The organism is Arthrobacter sp. H-02-3 (assembly GCF_003097355.1).
GTDB lineage: Bacteria > Actinomycetota > Actinomycetes > Actinomycetales > Micrococcaceae > Arthrobacter > Arthrobacter humicola.
Genome location: NZ_PYUI01000012.1, coordinates 43,391 through 60,812 on the forward strand (window position 1 = coordinate 43,391; position 17,422 = coordinate 60,812).

Genomic DNA, 17,422 nt, shown 5'->3' on the forward strand with positions numbered 1-17,422 from the left:
GATCGGTGAGGCCCCGGAATGTTTGGTCAATTTGTCGTACACCTAGATTACATGCTTTCGGCGCCAACTGCTTGCCGGCCCGCCCCCTGTGGACAGTGTTGCGCCTCCGGAAGCCGCCGTCGCAGCCCCCGGCGTATGCGCCCCGACTCGCTTCTTCGATAGAGTTTCGTGATGTGCGCCCGGAAAAGGGTGACAATGCCGGGCCTCCAGCCCCGGCAAAGATGCACGGAAGTGGTGAATTTCTCAGTGACTGAAGAGAATCCAAGGCACGACGTCGGGGCCGTCCCGCCGCCGCCTTCGAGGCTGCCGACGTCCGCCCTGCCCGTTGTGACGGCCGACCCGGAACGGACCGCGACATCTCCGGCGGATACGATCGCCGGGATGCCCCAGGCCGACGACTCGGCCACGAAACCGTCCGCGGCCAACCGCCTGTCCGCGAAGCTCCCAGGCGTCAGCCTCACCGGCATCACCACAGCAATCTCAGACACCGCACGCCCCCTTGCCCGCCGGATCCGCCGGCAAGGGCCCAAGCGGCTCGGCATGGCCGCGGGTGTGCTCGTCGTCCTCGGGTTTCTGGTGTGGTGGGCGGTGGCCTCGTTTGCCGGCAGCGCCCAGCCCTCCGCGGATAGCAGCAGCCCGACCCCCGCAACCTCGTCGGCGTCGGCGTCGGCTCCGGCCAGCCGGGGAGCCTTGCCGCTGGAAGGCGTCAGCCCCCTGGACTTCCAGTTGCGTGACTGTTTCAAGGACTTCGACCCGAATGCCGAGCAGTCCACGATCGTGGACTGCTCCACCGGCCATTCGGCCCAGTTGGTCGCCGTGGAGAGGTACGCGGCAGGTGACTCCTACCCCGGTCGGGATGCGCTCAAGCAGAAGGCGCGCGATGCCTGCAAGGACGCACCCCTGACGGACAAGGCCGGCGACTACGCGCTGAGCTACAAGCTGGCCTACCCGAGTTCGAGCAGTTGGAACAAGGGCGACCGCCGGGTGGACTGCTATGCCGTGACGGACGGCGGGAACGTCATCATGGAGTCCCTGCTTCCCTAGAGCCCTGCCCCACCCTGCCCGGCCCTGGCTTGGCGTGGCGTGGCCTTAGCGAACCGGGCTTAGCGCACTGGCAGCCGGGATGACCCGGCTGCCAGTGGCGTTTAACTTACTGTTTCTGGCGCCGCCTACTCCTTGCGCCGCACCGAGAGGCCGCTGCCGGTGGACGCGCCGCCGTCGGGCCGGTCTGTGACCGCCGGCCCGCCCATGGTGAGTTCCATGAGGTCGGGCGCGGTGTCCACCACAACCGTGTCGCCGTCGGAGATCTCGCCGGCCAGGATGGCTTTGGCCAGCCGGTCGCCGATCTCGCGCTGCACCAGCCGGCGCAGCGGCCGGGCGCCATAGGCGGGATCGAAGCCGGTTACCGCCAGCCACGCGCGGGCGCCCTCGGTGACTTCAAGATTCAGCCGGCGGCCCTTGAGTCGTTCGCCCAGCTCCTTGACCTGCAGCTCCACAATGCGGGACAGCTCCTCCACGCTCAGCGGATCGAACAGCACTACTTCATCCAGCCGGTTCAGGAACTCCGGCTTGAAGGAGGCGTGCACGGTGGCCATGACGGCGTTCTTCTTGGCCTCGGCGTCGAGGGTGGGGTCTACCAGGAACTGGCTGCCCAGGTTCGAGGTGAGCACCAGGATCACGTTGCGGAAGTCCACAGTGCGACCCTGGCCGTCGGTGAGACGGCCGTCGTCGAGCACCTGCAGGAGAATGTCGAAGACCTCCGGGTGGGCCTTTTCCACTTCATCGAGCAGCAGCACCGAGTAGGGCCGGCGCCGGACGGCCTCGGTCAGCTGGCCGCCTTCCTCGTAGCCGACGTACCCGGGAGGGGCCCCGACGAGGCGCGCCACGGAGTGCTTTTCCGAGTATTCGGACATGTCGATCCGCACCATCGCGCGCTCGTCGTCGAAGAGAAAGTCGGCGAGGGACTTGGCGAGTTCGGTCTTGCCGACGCCGGTGGGACCGAGGAACAGGAACGAGCCGGTGGGCCGGTTGGGATCGCTGATTCCGGCACGGGCGCGGCGTACGGCGTCGGAGACCGCGGCGACGGCCTTCTTCTGGCCGATCAGCCGCTCGCCCAGGACGTGCTCCATATCCAGCAGCTTCTGGCTCTCGCCCTGCAGCATTCGCCCGGCGGGAATGCCGGTCCAGGCCGAAATGACCTCGGCGATGTCGTCGGCGGTGACTTCGTCAGCCACCATGAGATCCTGCTTGGCCCCGCCGCCGGCCACCCGGGCCGACTCCGCCTCAGCGGCTTCATTGAGTTCCCGCTCGAGGGCGGGTAGTTCGCCGTAAAGGATCCGCGAGGCCGCCTCGAGGTCGCCTTCGCGTTGGAACTTCTCGGCAGCGGAGCGCAGTTCGTCGATTCTGGCTTTGAGGTCGCCGACGCGGTTTAGGCCGGCTTTCTCGGCTTCCCAGCGGGCGTTGAGGGCGGCCAGCTCTTCATTTTTGTCCGCTTTGTCCGCCCGGATCGCGGCGAGTCTCTCCACCGATGCGGGATCGGTTTCATTGGCCAGGGCCAGTTCCTCCATGGTCAGGCGGTCCACGGAGCGGCGCAGCTGGTCGATCTCCTCCGGGGCGGAATCGATCTCCATGCGCAGCCGGGACGCTGCCTCGTCCACGAGGTCGATCGCCTTGTCCGGCAGTTGCCGCCCGGAGATGTAGCGGTTGGAAAGCGTGGCGGCGGCGACCAGTGCGGAGTCGGCGATGGCGACCTTGTGGTGGGCCTCGTAGCGCTCCTTGAGGCCGCGCAGGATGCCGATGGTGTCCTCCACGCTCGGCTCCCCGACGAAGACCTGCTGGAAGCGGCGTTCCAGGGCGGGATCCTTTTCGATGTTCTCGCGGTATTCATCCAGAGTGGTGGCGCCGATCAGCCGGAGCTCGCCGCGGGCCAGCATAGGCTTGAGCATGTTGCCGGCGTCCATGGAGCTGTCCCCGGAGGCACCGGCCCCGACCACCGTATGGATCTCGTCGATGAACGTGACGATCTGGCCCTCGGAGCTCTTGATTTCCTCCAGGACGGCCTTGAGCCGCTCCTCGAATTCGCCGCGGTATTTGGCGCCGGCCACCATGGACGCAAGGTCCAGAGCGATCAGGGTTTTGCCACGCAGGCTTTCGGGGACGTCTCCGGCGACGATCCGCTGGGCAAGTCCTTCGACGACGGCGGTCTTACCCACGCCGGGTTCGCCGATGATGACGGGGTTGTTCTTGGTGCGGCGGCTCAGGACCTGGATGATGCGGCGGATCTCGGCGTCGCGGCCGATCACCGGATCCAGCTTTCCGGAGCGGGCGATCGCGGTGAGGTCGGTGCCGTATTTCTCCAGCGCCTGGAAGGTGTTCTCGGGGTCGGCGTTGTCGACCTTGCGGTCGCCGCGGACCCCGGGCAGGGCGGCGAGCAGAGCCTCGTGGGAGGCACCGGCGTCGCGCATGAGCTTGCCGACGGCGTCACTTCCGGATGCCAGCCCCAGCAGCAGGTGCTCGGTGGAGACGAAGGTGTCGCCGAGGCGCTCGGCCTCGTTCTGGGCATTCTTGATGGCCTGCAGTGCGGTGCGGGACAGCTGCGGCTGCTGCACAGAGCTGCCGGAGGTGGACGGAAGTGACTTGATGGCGGAGCTGGCCTGGACGCTGACAGAATCCGGGTCCGTGCCCGTGGCGCGGAGCAGTGCGACGGCAACGCCCTCCCGCTGATCCATGAGCGCCTTGAGCAGGTGGGCAGGCTCAAGCTGCGGGTTTCCCGCCGTCGAGGCGTTCATGGCGGCAGCCGCAAGAGCCTCCTGGCTCTTGGTGGTGAATTTGGCGTCCAAAGAGAGCTCCTTCCGGGAACATGCTGATATTAAAGTTGAGTCTACTCCACTCAACTTTGCATTGGGCCCCTTTGGGTCCATGTTTGCCGACGGCGAAACAGCTGTCTAGGGCCGGAGTCCCCCGCCTGCACGGGCCGCACACCGGCGGCCCTGTCCGCTGCTGCCACGGAACATGCGCTCCGCTGTCCGCCAGTAATGGACATAATTCCACTTTGTCCACTGTTCGGATCCAGGAATGAACATGTCCCGTCCATACGGGCGCGAAAAACGAGCATGGCCCGGATTCGGCGCTGGGAATGAGCATGTCCCCACAGGCCACAGCAGGCCGGTGCCCATGCCCACCGTTCGAATCAAAGCCTGGACATGCCCAATCCAACCGGGCGCGAGAAATGAGCATGCCCCGGATTCGGCGCTGGGAATGAGCATGTCCCCACAGGCCACAGCAGGCCGATGCCCATGCCCACCGTTCGAATCAAAGCCTGGACATGCCCAATCCACCCGGGCGCGAGAAATGAGCATGCCCACCCGAGCCCGCACCCAAAATGAGCATGCCCACCCGAGTCCGCACCCAAAATGAGCAGGGTCGGCACCAAGAATGAACCGGTCCGCCGCCCCAGGGCCGGCCAATGAGCGTGTCCGGCGCCCCTCGACGCGCAGCGATGAATTGCCTTGTGCCCCTTAAGCTGGGCGTTAATGCCCATGCCCTCCGCGCCGCGTTGAAGGCTGGACATGTCGCCCCTTACACCGCGCGACAGAGGGGCATGTCCTCCGCTGAAGCTCGTGACTGCGGGACATGGCCGCGGCTGACCTGCACGAGTGGACATCCTCCCCTCATGCCCAGTCGTGGATCTGAAAACTGGACATGTCCGCTGCTGGGGTAGGCGACCGCTGGACATGTCCTCCGTAGGCGGCGCGACCACCGGACATGTCCGCAACCAGGGCCGGACGCGGGGCATGTCCCGCAGCGGAGCCTAGCGGACCGCAGCAGGGCTTGGCAGAACTCGGCTCAGCCAGCCCCGCCGGCAAGGAGCGGCCCGCCGGCAAGGAGCGGCCCGCCGGCAGGGAGCGGCGCGCCGGGAAGGAGCGGCGCACCGGGAAGGAGCGGCACGGCGGCCGGGCCCCCCAAGGAACCAGCCGCCGGGCCAATCACTCCCACCTCCAAAGCTTGTCATATGTTTGACAAAATTGTCACACGACGCTCCGGGGCACGCGGAAGCTCGTCGGTATTGTGGAATCCATGAACGAGTCGTCGGCACCGCAGAATCCCGGGCACCGGAGTGTCTTCCTGGACAAGGAACACCCTGCCGCCTGGCGTGCGCTCAACGGTCTGGGCCTGAAAGCCAAAGAAGCTGCCGCAGAGGCCGGCCTGGACGGGAAGCTGATCGAGCTGCTCAATGTCCGTATTTCGCAGATCAACGGCTGCGCCTACTGCCTGGATCTGCATGTCGGCGATGCCGTCAAGAACGGCGAGTCGGCCCAGCGCCTGGCCGTACTCACCGCCTGGCGCGACACCGCCCTCTTTTCCGACAAGGAACGGGCAGCCCTGACCCTGGCCGAGGCCATCACCACCATCTCCGACGCCCACGCCCGCGACCGCGAGGGCGCCCAGGCCCGCAGGCACCTGACAGCCGAGGAGTTCTCTGCCGTCAGCTGGCTGGCGATCACGATGAACGCGTTCAACCGTGTCTCCATCGTCAGCCAGCATCCGGTCCGCGCCGCCCGGGACTAACCGGCCCGGGACTAACCATCACCAGCCGCGCCAACCACCCCCTGCCAAGACAAAAACCTACGCCGGGTAGATGGACACCGCCGCGGCCTTGACCACGAAGTAGGCCTCCAGCCCCGGTGCCAGGCCGAGGTCCGCGGAGGCGGCCGGCGTAATGTCGGCCGCCAACTCGCCGGCGCGGACCCGTATCTGGTCCCCGTGCGGTTCGAGGTCAGTAAGCCTCACCCGGAACGAGTTCCGCGGGCTGCCGTGCGCTTCGGAGAGGAACACGGACACGGCCGACGGCGGGAATGCGGCCACGCCTGCCTGCCCGGGGACGAGCGGTGCATCATGCTGGCCGGCAAATTCCAGTCCCTCGGGCGACCGGATACCGGCGGCGGTAACGGTTCCGGCCACCAGGTTCAGCCCGGCGAGACCGGCGGCGAATCGGCTGCGCGGGCGCTGGAGCACCTCGCGGACCGGGCCTTCCTCGGTGATCCTGCCCTCTTCCAGGACGATCACCCGGTCGGCGAGCATGTAGGCATCCAGGACGTCGTGGGTGACAATGACGGCCCGGCGCCCGGCGAGGACGCGCCTGAGCAGCCGGCGCAGCAGCGGCGCGGCGTGGATGTCCAGGGCCGCCATGGGTTCATCCAGGAGCAGCACCTCGGGGTCGGCGGCCAGCGCGCGTGCCACGGCCACCCGCTGTGCCTGGCCTCCGGAGAGTTCCCCGGGCCGCCGGGACGCGAGGTCGACGGCCTCGACTTCGGCCAGCCAGTGTCGCGCGGTTTCCCGGGCCGCGGCCCTGGGCACGCCGGCGCTGCGGGGGCCGAAGGCCACGTTGTCCAGCGCGCTCAGGTGCGGAAACAGCAGCGGCTCCTGCGCCAGGAGGGCGGTGCCGCGCCGGTGGGGCGCCGTCCAGGTGTTCGTCGCGGGGCCGAGGTCGAACAGGACCTTGCCGTCCACCTCGCCCCTGCCGGTATCCGGCCGGAGCAGGCCCGCAATAACCGACAGCAGCGTGGACTTGCCGGCCCCGTTGGGGCCCAGCACGGCTACGGTTTCTCCCGGCGCCAGGCTCATGGACACGTCAAAGCCGCGGGCGGCAATGGCGGCGTCAATCCGGACACTCACGGCGCCGCTCTCTCCGGTGCCGGCTCCGGTGCCCCGTCCCGCGTTGCGCGTTCAGCCCCGCCGGGTCCGCGCCCGCCGGCCGCCCCGGGGCGCCGGTAGGACAGCCCGACGACGGCGACCGCCACCGCGACAAGAAGCAGGGACAGCGCGACGGCGGCATCGGCGTCGGTCTCGCGCTGCAGGTAGATCTCCAGCGGCAGGGTCCGGGTGACGCCCTGCAGGCTGCCGGCAAACGTGAGCGTGGCGCCGAATTCGCCAAGGCTGCGCGCGAACGAAAGCACGGCGCCGGACGCCAGCCCGGGCAGCACCAGGGGAAGGGTTACGCGGCGCAGCACCGTGGTGGGGCGGGCGCCCAGAGTCGCGGCGACGGCCTCGTACCGGCTCCCGGCCGAGCGCAGCGCCCCTTCAAGGCTCACCACCAGGAACGGCAGTGCGACGAAGGTCTGGGCCAGGACCACCGCCGTCGTCGAAAAGGCGACCTGGATACCGGCCAGTTCCAGTGAGCGGCCGAGCAGACCCTGCCGGCCAAAAGTGTAGAGCAGCGCGATGCCGCCGACGACGGGCGGCAGGACGAGCGGCAGCAGCACGAAGGAGCGGAGGAGCCGCTGACCGCGGAACTGCCCGCGGGCCAGGACGAGGGCCAGCGGCACGCCCAGCACGATGCACAGCACCGTGCTGGCCGCGGAGGTGCGCAGGCTCAATCCCAGCGCGGTCAGGGACGACTCCGACGTGACCAGCGGCAGGAACTCCGCCCAGTTGACCTTCGCGACGATGGCGGCCAGGGGCAGCAGGACGAACAGGGCCCCCGCCGCGGCCAGGACGTAGATCCAGCGCGGGACACCCTGATAGCCGTGCCTCATGCGCGTCTCACGGCGTGCCGAACCCGGCATCGCTCAGGACCTTATTACCTTCGGCACCGGTAACGAGTGCAGTGAAGGCCGCGGCCAGCTCCTTATTCTTGCTGGAACCGACCGTGGCGATGGGGTAGGTGTTGATGGCCTTGTCCGCCTCGGCGAAGGGAATCCCCTTGACCTTGTCACCGGCAGCCTTGACGTCCGTGACGTAGACGATGCCGGCGTCGGCCTCGCCCGAAGTGACTTTGCCCAGGACGTCGGTGACGGAGGATTCCTCGCTGACCGGTTTCAGCGTCACGCCGGTGGCTTTCTCGACGGCGGCGGTGGCGGTACCGCAGGGGACCTGGCCGGCGCAGACCACCACCCGGACCCCGGGACGGGCAAGGTCGGCGAAAGACGCGATCGAGGCCGGGTTGGCCGGCGGGACGGCGATCGCCAGGACGTTGGTGGCGAAAGTCGCGGCCGCACCGTCCAACAGGCCGGCGTCAGCGAGCTTGGCCATGTTCTTGGTGTCCGCCGAGGCAAATACGTCCGCGGGGGCTCCCTGGCTGATCTGGGTAACGAGGTCGGATGACCCGGCGAAACTCAACGCCACTTTCGTGCCCGGGTGACTTTCCTCGAAGGTGGTGGCGAGTTTGGTGAAGGGGGCCTTCAGCGATGCTGCAGCGAACACGGTGAGAGTCTTCCCGGAGTCACTGGCCGCGGCATTTTGGCCGGTTGAAGCGGCGCAACCGGCGGCCGCAGCGGCCATGGCTGCAGCCATGGCGACGGCAGCGATCCTCGTGCGGAGGCTCATGCGAGGCTCTTTCCCTTGGGCGTTTCAATGATCACTGTGGTGGCCTTAACGACGGCGGTGGCGACTGAGCCGAGTTCCAGCCCGAGGTCTCGCACGGCTTCGCTGCTCATCAGTGACACGACGCGGAAAGGCCCGCACTGCAGCTCCACCTGCGCCATCACGGTATCGGCCGTAATGGCGGTCACGAGTCCCACGAAACGGTTCCGGGCGGAGCTGCCCACCCGGGCAGGGTCCTCCGGAAGCTGGGCCTGTTCCCGGGCGAGCCGCGCGAGCTCGAGCCCGTCCACAGCCAGCCGGCCGGAATCATCCTTGAGCGGGGTCAGGCTTCCCTGTTCGATCCAGCGCCGGACGGTGTCGTCACTAACGCCGAGAAAGCGGGCTGCTTCGGAGACGCGAATCTTGGGCATAACTACACACTATTCCTCATTTGCGGTTTATTCACTGAGAAATATCCGCATAAGCAGGCTTTGTGACGCCGGGCATGGCGCGCCGGAGCCCTCCCGGCCGGCGTAGGCCGGGCTGGCGTAGTTCCGGCCACCGTAGGCCGGGCCGGCGTAGTTCCGGCTGGCGCGCGTCCGACGCCGGGTCCGGTGTCCGCGGTCGGCGCTAGACTGCCTCCATGGCCGTCTACGTCGATCCGCCGCTCTGGCCTGCCCACGGAACCCGCTTTTCCCACCTCGTGTCGGACACGTCGCTTGAGGAGCTGCACGCCTTCGCCGCGTCCGCCGGCATTCCCGGGCGGGCGTTCGACGGCGACCACTATGACGTCGCCGAGGCCCGGTACGAGGCCCTGGTGGCGGCCGGCGCTGTCCCCGTAGAGGGCCGGGTCCTGGTCCGGAAACTGATTGCCAGCGGGTTGCGGATTCCTGCCCGCCAGCGCGGAAAGTCCCTCCGGGTGCCGCTCCTGAACCGCTGGAACAAGGTACTGCCGGGCCACGACGCCCTGTTCCTGGACCTGTTGGACCGCTGGGGCGAGGAGCACCGGAAATACCACGGCCGCACCCACCTGCTGGCCGTGCTGGAGGCCCTGGACCTGCTCTGCGACCCGGCCGGTCCGCCACGGGCCGTGGTGCTGGCCGCGTGGTTCCACGATGCCGTGTACCGCGGCGTCGCGGGCCAGGATGAGGAAGAATCGGCGCGGCTGGCCGAAGACCGGCTCGGGCACGCCGGCCTCCCGGCCGACGAAGTGGATGAGGTGGCGCGACTGGTGCTGCTGACGGCGGACCACCGTCCGGAGCCGGGCGACGACGCCGGCGCCCTGCTTAGCGACGCCGATCTCTCCGTCCTCGGCGGGGAACCGGAGGCTTACGCCCGCTATCTGGCCGCCGTCAGGGAAGACTTCGCCCACATCGGCGACGGCGACTTCGCGGCCGGCCGCGCCGCCGTCGTCCGCCAACTGCTCGAGCTTGATCCGCTGTTTCACACTGACCGCGGGCGCGGGCTGTGGCTGGAGGCTGCCCGCCGAAACCTGCAGGGCGAACTCGGGTGAACGGCGTACACGCGGCGCAGCGGCAGCCGCCGCCGTAGGGTCGCGTGGCTGCGCTCAGTGGTGAGGCTTAGGCGGCCACGCTGAGGTGATTCGCCAGCCGGTCGAACGACTCCCGCCACCCTTCGCCGTGGCGGTCGCGGCTGGCCGCGGAGTCGAACGGGCCCTGGGTGAACGTCATTTGGGTGCCGCCGTCGATCTCGTCCAGCTGGATGGTTACCTCGGTTTCGAAGCCTCGGGTGCCGTCCGGCTTGTCCCAGGCATGGGTGAACACAAACAGCTGCGGCGGCTCGATATCCGTATGCACCCCGCTCCACCAGAATTCCTGCCCGGTACTGTCCTGGATCATGCAGGCGCGGTACAGGCCGCCGACTTCGAAGTCTGCGTCGATGCTCTCGCGCGGGACGTGGAAGCCGCGCGGGCCCCACCACTCCGGAGCCTGGTCCGGGTCCGTCAGCGCGGACCAGACTACCCGGATCGGAGCCCTGAACTCGCGGACAATCACCAGCATGAGGTCTGTGTCCCCGGACGCCAGTTCGCTCATGATCCTCTCCCTCGATTTCCGTGGATCCGGTGGCGGAAGTGTCCCCCAGGTTCCGCCGGCTGCGCCGCCTCCCTAGTAGCGGCGGTCGTGGCTGTAGGCCGTCACATAGGGCGTGTTGCTCGGGACGATCTGCTTGCCCAGGGGCATCAGCGAGACCGGGATGAGCTTGAGGTTGGCGATCGCCAGCGGGATGCCAATAATCGTGATGGCCATGGCGAAGGCCGTGACAACGTGCCCGATCGCGATCCAGATGCCCGCCACCAGCAGCCAGATGACATTGCCCAGCAGGGCAAACGCGCCGTGTCCGCCGGGCTTGTCCACCACCATGCGGCCGAACGGCCACAACGCATAGGATGCGATGCGGAACGAGGCGATGCCCCACGGAATGGTGACAACCAGCAGACAGCAAACGATTCCGGCAAAGAAGTATCCGAGGGCCAGCCACAGGCCGCCAAAGAGCAGCCAGATGATGTTCAGAAGTGTCTTCATGGATCCATTCTCGCCCGTGGGAGTGACATTCGGCCTGCGGGGTGGCCCGGAATAATCCCTGGCTTCGGAGCCGACCCCCAGGTACCGCTTCCGGCTGACCGGTTATGAGGCGTCGGCCTGCTTGACCATGGCGGCTTCAACACTGATCTTGACCTTGTCGCTGACCAGCAGTCCGCCGGCTTCCAGGGCGGCGTTCCAGGTCAGGCCAAATTCCTTGCGGCTGATGTCCGCCTCTGCGCTGAAGCCGGCCCGGGTGGCGCCGAACGGGTCCACCGCGACCCCGGTGAACTCGACTTCCAGATCCACGGGTTTGGTGACATCGCGGATCGTGAGGTCTCCGGTCAGCACATAGTCCTCCCCGTCGCCCCGGATCCCGGTGGCCCGGAAGGTCATTTCGGGGTACTTCTCAACGTCGAAGAAGTCGGCGCCGCGGACGTGGTTGTCTCGGTTGGCGTCCCCCGAATCGAAGCTCGCGGTCTTGATCGTGGCGTGCAGGCTCGCGTCGGCCAAGGAATCGCGCACCCGGGCCTCCGCGGAGGCCTCGTTGAAGCGGCCGCGGACCTTGCTGATGCCCGCATGGCGGACGCTAAAACCGACTTCGCTGTGGGACATGTCCAGTGTCCACACTCCGGGGGTCAAACCTTCGGGCAGCGTCACAACGGTCTCCTTCGAGCGGGGCGGGCCTGTCCCGCCAGAGCGATCGGGGTATTCCCCCACCCTGCATGCTAACGAGGAACCCCCTCCCGGGCTAGGGTCCCGCAGGCACTTGACGCCGGGCGTGCGGATTCGGGACTTCCGGCGCCTGTGACGGCACCTTTGACAGCGCCTGATCGGGCGACCGGGACGGCACCTGATTCCCCGACTGATTCCGCGGCCGGGGGTCAACGCGGTCTCTGGCCTTCACTCTGCGGCCGGGTTACTCTGGCCTATAAACGCCGGGCAATCACCCAATTTCGCAGAACTATTCGCACAGTGCTGACCAACGCAGCGCTGACTAACACAGTCCTGATTAACCGAGTGATGTGAGGAATCGTGGCCAGGTCCCTGGGGAAACGTGGCAAGGCCGGTCTGAGCGCTTGCCTGCTGATCCTGAGCCTGCTGCTTTCCGCCTGCCAGCCCGGGCCGCCGGAACCCGCACCGCGCCCAAGCACCGGCACGCCGTCGTCGGGTTCGGCACCGGGGCCGGGCACGCCGACGTCGGGTCCCGCGCCGTCGTCCGGTGAAGCCGTGCACTTCACCGCCCAAGGCGATATCGGCGTCAGTTCAGGCGCCAAGAAGGTGCTCGACGTCGTTGCCGGCCTCCGCCCCCAGCTGAACCTCGCCCTCGGCGACTTCACGTACAAAGCCGGCATCGAACAGCAGTTCTGCGACATGGTCACCGCACGCCTCGGCGGGGACTTTCCCTACCAACTGGTGACAGGGAACCACGAGAGCGACGGCCACGAGGGCGACATCGAGAAATTTGTCCAGTGCCTGCCCAACAGGCTGCCTGGCCTCCAGGGCGAATACGGGACGCAATGGCGCGTCGATGTTCCCGAGCAGAATCCCGTGGTCCGCTTCATTATGGTCTCCCCCGGCATCGATTTCCGGGGCGGGGAGCCGCTGGACTACTCAAGGGACAGCGAACGCTGGCGCTGGACCGCCGACGCGATCGACGGGGCCAAATCGCAGAACATCCCGTGGACGGTGGTGGGCATGCACACCCCCTGCCTGAGCGTCGGCAACTATGACTGCCAGGCGGGAAAGGACTTCACGAACATGCTGATCGATAAGAAAGTGGACCTCGTCCTGTCCGGCCACGACCACATCTATCAGCGGACCCACCAGCTGGCCAGGGGTGGGGACTGCGCGGAACTCGTTCCCGCCAGCTTCACCTCCGGTTGCCTGGCCGATACCGGCAACTCCATGAACCAGGGCTCCGGAACCGTGTTCGCCACGGTGGGAGTGGGCGGCGTCGGACTCTACAACGTGAAATCCGATGACCCGGAAATGGGCTACTTCGCCAGCACGTCCGGAAAGAACCGGGATCCGGCCTTCGGGACACTCGATGTCACGGCGACGGCGGACCAACTGGCGGCCCGCTTCGTTCCGGCCGAGGGATACACCTTCACGGATTCCTTCACCCTCCGCCGCAGGTGAAGGCCCGGTGCCGGGCGCGCTTCGGGTTACGGCCCCTGCACGATCCGGTACAGCCGTGAATATCAGGCCGGCACCCAGACGCTGATCCAGTCGAGGGACACGTGGCCCTGGGCCTCCGGGGCAGGGCAGCCGGTCAGACAGGACTCGGTCTGCAGGATCAGGTGCATGGGTGTCGTCGGCGCGTTGGTGCTGACGCCCAAGGACCGTCCGTCCAGGAAGAACTCGATCCGACCGGGGCTCCATTCCATGGTGGCCACATGCCAGGATGTGACGGATTGGTCCGAATCCAGCTTATCGAAGGCGTCCGCGCCGTTGCGGTCGTAATGTACGGCGCCGTAGATGATTTTGGCGAGGTCCCCTTCCGGGAAGTCGACCTCGCCGTCCCGAGGCCAGATGCCGCTGTCCGGCCACAGAAGCCAGGCCGTCTTAAAGCCCGGCAGCGCGTCAGCCCGGTAGCGGACCGAGTACCGGCCGTAGAGGAGACTGTTGGCCCGCGGCGGATTGGAGCTGGCGTTTGGGATCTTGGGCATTGGCGCCGCCCCCATCGTGATCCCGTTTTCCGTGTGCAGGTACCAGTCCAGCGAGCCGTTGCGGACGCTGAGGACTTTCGACGGGTAGTAGCCGGTTTTTCCGGGGTTTTTCTGCCCGGCAGTGTCCGGGGTCCCGTCCTTGTAGCCGGCGCTCCATCGTGCGCTGTAGAGGGGGCCGGGGAAGCCGCCCAGCGGGACGTCGCCAGCGGAGAAGTCTTCGACAAACACTTGCTTCCAGCCTGGCAGATTGGCCGTCATGGACACATCCGTGGTCCGGGCCGGGAGCGGTGCCTGGCCGGTTCCCGCCCCGGGAGCGGGCTGGCTGGCCGCCGCCGGAGCCGGCTCAGTCGCGGCGCCGCCTTCGGCAGACCCGGTCGGGACCCCTGGCTGGGAGCCGGTGGATGGGGACCCGGTCGGCTGGGCGCCTGACGGAGCGGCCGGCGAGGGTGAAACAGACGTGAACAGCGGCCGCTCAACGCGGGGAGCGGCATCGGAGCCGCACCCGGCCAGCGCCAGGGCGGAGGCAAGAACCATGGCGGGAAACAGCACGACCCGGGAAGTGAGGGAGCGACGGCGATTCATCGGCACGCGCCCCCTACGCACGTATGTCCGCATCCGGCCAGTGTCGCATGGAGGCATCGGTCCATCAACCGTTTTCCGACCATTTTAGTTGAATCATCAAGTTAATCCAAGGTTAATGCAAGGTGCCGTGACCAGACTTTAACCCTGGGGTAATTCACTAAGTTGTCGGCAACTGCAAAGCGTCAGCGTTGGGTCTAGTTTCCGGTGCGAGCGGCCGGGAAGCGCTGCAGTTGAGGCGAGCAGAAATACGTCATTGAGTGGTGAGGCCAGTGTCCATCCCGAATCTCAAGCCGAACGCGCGCCCCCAAACGACGCCCCCTCCGGCAAATCCCTCCGTCAGCGTGGTCATTCCCACTCTGAACGAGGCAATGAACCTGCCGTGGGTGCTCCGGCGAATGCCCTCCTACGTGGATGAGGTGGTAATCGTTGACGGCCGCTCCCTGGACGCCACAGTCGACGTCGCGCGGGCCTTGCGCCTGGACGTAGTGGTGGTGGCCGAACCCCGCCCGGGCAAAGGCAACGCGGTGCGGGCCGGCTTTGCCGCGGCTTCCGGCGACATCATCGTCATGCTTGACGGCGACGGCAGCATGGACCCCCAGGAGATCGGCTGGCTGGTGACTCCACTCCAGCACGAATACGACTTCGTGAAAGGCTCACGCTATGTGACGGGCGGCGGCTCGGACGATCTCACGTGGCTGCGCAGCGGGGGAAACAAGGTGCTCACCGGGCTGGCCAATGCCGTTCTCCACAGCGACTACTCGGACCTTTGCTACGGTTACATCGCCCTCCGCCGCGAATGCGTTGACATTCTGGAACTGGAGTCGGACGGCTTCGAGATCGAGACGGAACTGATTGTGCGGGCGTCGCGTGCCGGCCTGCGCATTGCCGAGGTCCCCAGCCACGAGTTGTCGCGCATCTCGGGACAGTCGAACCTGCACACCTTCCGGGACGGCTGGCGGGTCCTGCGCACCCTTGCCCGCGAGCGCGTGAGCTGGGAGGCGCCCACCGCCGGAGCCCGCCCCGAGGCCCTGCGAAGAGTCAAGTACAAGTACCCCAGCGTGGTGTTCCCACACGTCCCCACCGATCCCAGCAGCGTTCTGGGCATAAGGGCAGGTGAATAAGATGTCCGAGCATTCAGCCTTGCCGGCAGTATCTGTGGTGATTTGCTCCTATTCCGAGGACCGGTGGGACATGCTGATGGGCGCCCTGGACTCGGTGCGCACCCAGACCGTCCCGCCCAAGCAGACGATCGTCGTCGTCGATTACAACGTGGACCTGTACAAGCGGCTGATCTTCACCGTCCCGGACGCGGTAATTGTCGAAAATAGCGGCCCCAAGGGCCTCTCGGGCGCACGAAACACCGGAACCTCCGTTGCCAAGGCAGAGATCGTGGCTTTCCTCGACGACGACGCCGAGGCCGCGCCGGATTGGATCGAGCGGCTCGTCGCCCTCTACGACGACCCCGACGTCCTGGCCGTGGGCGGCCGGGTGGAACCGCTCTGGGAAGCAGGGCGACCGGGCCACTTCGCCAACGAGCTCGACTGGATTGTCGGGTGCACGTACCGGGGAATGCCTAAAGTCGCCGCCGAGGTCCGCAACGTCATTGGCGCGAACATGTCCTTCCGAGCCGATGTCCTCGGCCGCGTCGGAGGATTCAACACAGCCTTGGGACGCCAGGACGCCACCCCGCTGGGCTGCGAAGAAACCGAGCTATGCATCCGCGCCGTAATCGGCGCTCCCGGCTCCCGGGTTGTCTATGAACCCGCGGCCCTGGTGCACCACCACGTCCCTGCCACCCGCGGCACCCTGCGCTACATGCTGGCACGCTCCTGGTCCGAAGGGATCTCCAAAGCGCAGGTCAGCAGGGTGGTCGGCCACAAGCGGGCACTAGGCCCCGAACGGCGCTACGTGCGGCAGGTCCTGCCCCGGGCGGTGTTTGCCGGAATCCGCGGCTGGCTGCGCGGCGAAGACCCGGCCGGACTCGGCAGGGCGGCAGTCATCATCGCCGTCCTCGCGGCCACCGCGACCGGCTATGTACGCGGGCGCCGCCTGCCTGCCGCACCCGTCCCGCTGAAACCGGCCCCGGTGTCGGCGGAAGATGCCTGGAGGGAAGTCCAGTGACACGAGCAGATGACGCATCCGTCCCCGTACACCGCCCGGTGCATCATCTGCACCCTGAACCACCTGACCGCAGGACCCCGACCCCAGAAAGCTTGGATCATGAGCCAGTCTGAACGCGACGTGAAACAGCCGATTAGTGCATCTGCAGGAGCCTCCTTCGACGTCCACGGGATCGTAGGCATAGATGTCGAGGCCGGGACGCCGGGTGAACCGCAACTGCGGGATATGTTCGCCCCGTTCCTGGGGGACTCCAGTGCGCCACGGCGGATAACCGTCGGCGGACAGATATCGCCGATTTCCAGCCAGTCGCACGCGGAGGATGCCTACCGTTTCACGGGAGACTCCCTCTACATTCCGGCAGACCACGTCCAGATCCTCGAGACGAAGGACGGTTACCGGGTCGAAGGCGCCGGTGAACTCCTGACCTCTGTTATCCCGTTGCTGGACCGTCTGTGCGTTCAGGAGGAGACGGCGATGATCCATGCCGCGGTGGTGGACTTCCGCGGTTCCGGGGTTCTCCTGCCGGCCTGGGGCGGGGTCGGAAAGACCAGCACGGTGGCGAAGCTGGTCGCGATGCCCGATGTGCGGTTCATGGCCGACGACTGGGCCTTCATGGGCGCCGGCGGAATGCTCATGGGCTACGCCAAACCGATGTTCATCAAACCCCACCACCGTGCCATCTACCCGGACATGTTCCGGGGGACCCGCAAGCCCCTGGCCCCCGGATGGATGACAAAACCAGTGGCCCACCTGGCCACGGCAGTCCACCCGGTCATTGTCCGCTATCCGAAAACGGCCGCCTTCACGCGGCGATGGTCCCCCGAACACCGCATGGTGCAGCCGGAGCATGTCTTCGGAGCGCAACGGATCTCCTCCGCGGCGCCGACCCAGCTCGCCATCTTCCTTGAACGCTTTGACGGCGCGGACGCACGGCTGGAAGCACGAAGCGCCGAGTGGATGACGTCCCGGATCGTCGGCAACTTCCATTCGGAACTGCCCATGGTGTCGCGGCGGCTCGTCGAGGCCCTCGGTGCCACCAGCCTCGTCCCGCTGGAGGATCATTTCGGCCAAAAAGCGGCCGTGGTGCGACGGGCCCTGGAGGACGTTCCCTGCTGGCTGCTCCGGCTGCCCGCCGCCTGGTCCGCGGACCAGGCCTCTGACTACATCGCGAACCTGGTCCGCTCAAAACTGGATGAGTGAGGCGAG

The 17,422-nt window shown here is 67.1% G+C and carries 16 protein-coding genes; 7 read left to right on the forward strand and 9 right to left on the reverse strand.

The annotated features are described in order from the left end of the window. Window positions 1-246: 246 nt before the first annotated feature. Complete coding sequence (locus tag C9424_RS12840) at window positions 247-1,044, forward strand: septum formation family protein (RefSeq protein ID WP_161958229.1); 798 nt, start codon at window positions 247-249, stop codon at window positions 1,042-1,044. A 125-nt stretch (window positions 1,045-1,169) separates the two neighbouring features. On the opposite strand, the gene clpB is transcribed toward C9424_RS12840, so the two are convergent. Continuing rightward, a complete protein-coding gene (gene clpB / locus C9424_RS12845) occupies window positions 1,170-3,839 on the reverse strand; it encodes an ATP-dependent chaperone ClpB (protein ID WP_116767217.1) in 2,670 nt (889 codons plus the stop codon). Between the two features lie 1,237 nt (window positions 3,840-5,076). On the opposite strand from clpB, the gene C9424_RS12850 reads away from it, so the two are divergent. Then, window positions 5,077-5,568: a carboxymuconolactone decarboxylase family protein gene (locus C9424_RS12850; RefSeq protein ID WP_116767218.1), complete on the forward strand. Its 492-nt coding sequence runs from the start codon at window positions 5,077-5,079 to the stop codon at window positions 5,566-5,568. Between the two features lie 57 nt (window positions 5,569-5,625). Here C9424_RS12850 and C9424_RS12855 read toward each other — a convergent pair whose 3' ends face one another. Genes C9424_RS12855 through C9424_RS12870 form a run of 4 tightly spaced genes read right to left on the reverse strand, consistent with a single transcriptional unit; the run spans window position 5,626 to window position 8,732 of the window. Beyond that, on the reverse strand, window positions 5,626-6,675 hold the full coding sequence (locus C9424_RS12855; protein WP_116767219.1) for a sulfate/molybdate ABC transporter ATP-binding protein: 1,050 nt from the start codon (window positions 6,673-6,675) through the stop codon (window positions 5,626-5,628). Then, the gene (locus C9424_RS12860; RefSeq protein ID WP_237563435.1) at window positions 6,672-7,535 is read right to left on the reverse strand and encodes an ABC transporter permease; all 864 of its coding nucleotides are present in this window, start codon (window positions 7,533-7,535) and stop codon (window positions 6,672-6,674) included. Before C9424_RS12860 ends, C9424_RS12855 begins: the two co-directional genes overlap by 4 nt. A 7-nt stretch (window positions 7,536-7,542) precedes the next feature. Beyond that, entirely contained in the window at window positions 7,543-8,325 is a 783-nt protein-coding gene (gene modA, locus C9424_RS12865; RefSeq protein ID WP_116767220.1) for a molybdate ABC transporter substrate-binding protein, read from the reverse strand. After that, window positions 8,322-8,732 (reverse strand): TOBE domain-containing protein, encoded by a 411-nt coding sequence (locus C9424_RS12870; RefSeq protein ID WP_116767221.1) that lies wholly within the window; start codon window positions 8,730-8,732, stop codon window positions 8,322-8,324. Before C9424_RS12870 ends, modA begins: the two co-directional genes overlap by 4 nt. A gap of 212 nt (window positions 8,733-8,944) precedes the next feature. On the opposite strand from C9424_RS12870, the gene C9424_RS12875 reads away from it, so the two are divergent. Continuing rightward, on the forward strand, window positions 8,945-9,814 hold the full coding sequence (locus C9424_RS12875) for a DUF4031 domain-containing protein (RefSeq protein ID WP_116767222.1): 870 nt from the start codon (window positions 8,945-8,947) through the stop codon (window positions 9,812-9,814). 67 nt (window positions 9,815-9,881) lie between these two features. Here C9424_RS12875 and C9424_RS12880 read toward each other — a convergent pair whose 3' ends face one another. The 3 genes from C9424_RS12880 to C9424_RS12890 all read right to left on the reverse strand — a co-directional run bounded on the left by C9424_RS12880 (window position 9,882) and on the right by C9424_RS12890 (window position 11,501). After that, window positions 9,882-10,355, reverse strand: a complete 474-nt coding sequence (locus C9424_RS12880; RefSeq protein ID WP_091252778.1) for an SRPBCC family protein — start codon at window positions 10,353-10,355, stop codon at window positions 9,882-9,884. 72 nt (window positions 10,356-10,427) lie between these two features. Further along, on the reverse strand, window positions 10,428-10,844 hold the full coding sequence (locus C9424_RS12885) for a YccF domain-containing protein (RefSeq protein ID WP_091252775.1): 417 nt from the start codon (window positions 10,842-10,844) through the stop codon (window positions 10,428-10,430). Between the two features lie 102 nt (window positions 10,845-10,946). Continuing rightward, window positions 10,947-11,501 (reverse strand): YceI family protein, encoded by a 555-nt coding sequence (locus C9424_RS12890; protein ID WP_116767223.1) that lies wholly within the window; start codon window positions 11,499-11,501, stop codon window positions 10,947-10,949. 375 nt (window positions 11,502-11,876) lie between these two features. Here C9424_RS12890 and C9424_RS12895 point away from each other — a divergent pair, with 375 nt between their 5' ends. Continuing rightward, entirely contained in the window at window positions 11,877-12,983 is a 1,107-nt protein-coding gene (locus tag C9424_RS12895; RefSeq protein ID WP_237563436.1) for a metallophosphoesterase, read from the forward strand. Window positions 12,984-13,045: 62 nt separating this feature from the next. Here C9424_RS12895 and C9424_RS12900 read toward each other — a convergent pair whose 3' ends face one another. Continuing rightward, window positions 13,046-14,047, reverse strand: a complete 1,002-nt coding sequence (locus tag C9424_RS12900; protein ID WP_116767274.1) for a glycoside hydrolase family 16 protein — start codon at window positions 14,045-14,047, stop codon at window positions 13,046-13,048. Between the two features lie 389 nt (window positions 14,048-14,436). On the opposite strand from C9424_RS12900, the gene C9424_RS12905 reads away from it, so the two are divergent. The 3 genes from C9424_RS12905 (at window position 14,437) to C9424_RS12915 (ending at window position 17,416) form a co-directional block, all read left to right on the forward strand. Continuing rightward, the gene (locus C9424_RS12905; protein ID WP_237563437.1) at window positions 14,437-15,216 is read left to right on the forward strand and encodes a glycosyltransferase family 2 protein; all 780 of its coding nucleotides are present in this window, start codon (window positions 14,437-14,439) and stop codon (window positions 15,214-15,216) included. 1 nt (window position 15,217) lies between these two features. Beyond that, window positions 15,218-16,216, forward strand: coding sequence for a glycosyltransferase family 2 protein (locus C9424_RS12910; RefSeq protein WP_202615856.1), 999 nt, complete (start codon window positions 15,218-15,220; stop codon window positions 16,214-16,216). A gap of 99 nt (window positions 16,217-16,315) precedes the next feature. After that, on the forward strand, window positions 16,316-17,416 hold the full coding sequence (locus C9424_RS12915) for a hypothetical protein (protein WP_116767277.1): 1,101 nt from the start codon (window positions 16,316-16,318) through the stop codon (window positions 17,414-17,416). Window positions 17,417-17,422 lie beyond the last annotated feature (6 nt).

Coding starts and splice junctions, on each gene's coding strand:
- C9424_RS12850 (WP_116767218.1), top strand. CDS start 5,077: ATGAACGAGTCGTCGGCACCGCAGAATCCCGGGCACCGGAGTGTCTTC.
- C9424_RS12860 (WP_237563435.1), bottom strand. CDS start 7,535: ATGAGGCACGGCTATCAGGGTGTCCCGCGCTGGATCTACGTCCTGGCC.
- modA (WP_116767220.1), bottom strand. CDS start 8,325: ATGAGCCTCCGCACGAGGATCGCTGCCGTCGCCATGGCTGCAGCCATG.
- C9424_RS12870 (WP_116767221.1), bottom strand. CDS start 8,732: ATGCCCAAGATTCGCGTCTCCGAAGCAGCCCGCTTTCTCGGCGTTAGT.
- C9424_RS12875 (WP_116767222.1), top strand. CDS start 8,945: ATGGCCGTCTACGTCGATCCGCCGCTCTGGCCTGCCCACGGAACCCGC.
- C9424_RS12880 (WP_091252778.1), bottom strand. CDS start 10,355: ATGAGCGAACTGGCGTCCGGGGACACAGACCTCATGCTGGTGATTGTC.
- C9424_RS12885 (WP_091252775.1), bottom strand. CDS start 10,844: ATGAAGACACTTCTGAACATCATCTGGCTGCTCTTTGGCGGCCTGTGG.
- C9424_RS12900 (WP_116767274.1), bottom strand. CDS start 14,047: ATGGTTCTTGCCTCCGCCCTGGCGCTGGCCGGGTGCGGCTCCGATGCC.
- C9424_RS12910 (WP_202615856.1), top strand. CDS start 15,218: ATGTCCGAGCATTCAGCCTTGCCGGCAGTATCTGTGGTGATTTGCTCC.
- C9424_RS12915 (WP_116767277.1), top strand. CDS start 16,316: ATGAGCCAGTCTGAACGCGACGTGAAACAGCCGATTAGTGCATCTGCA.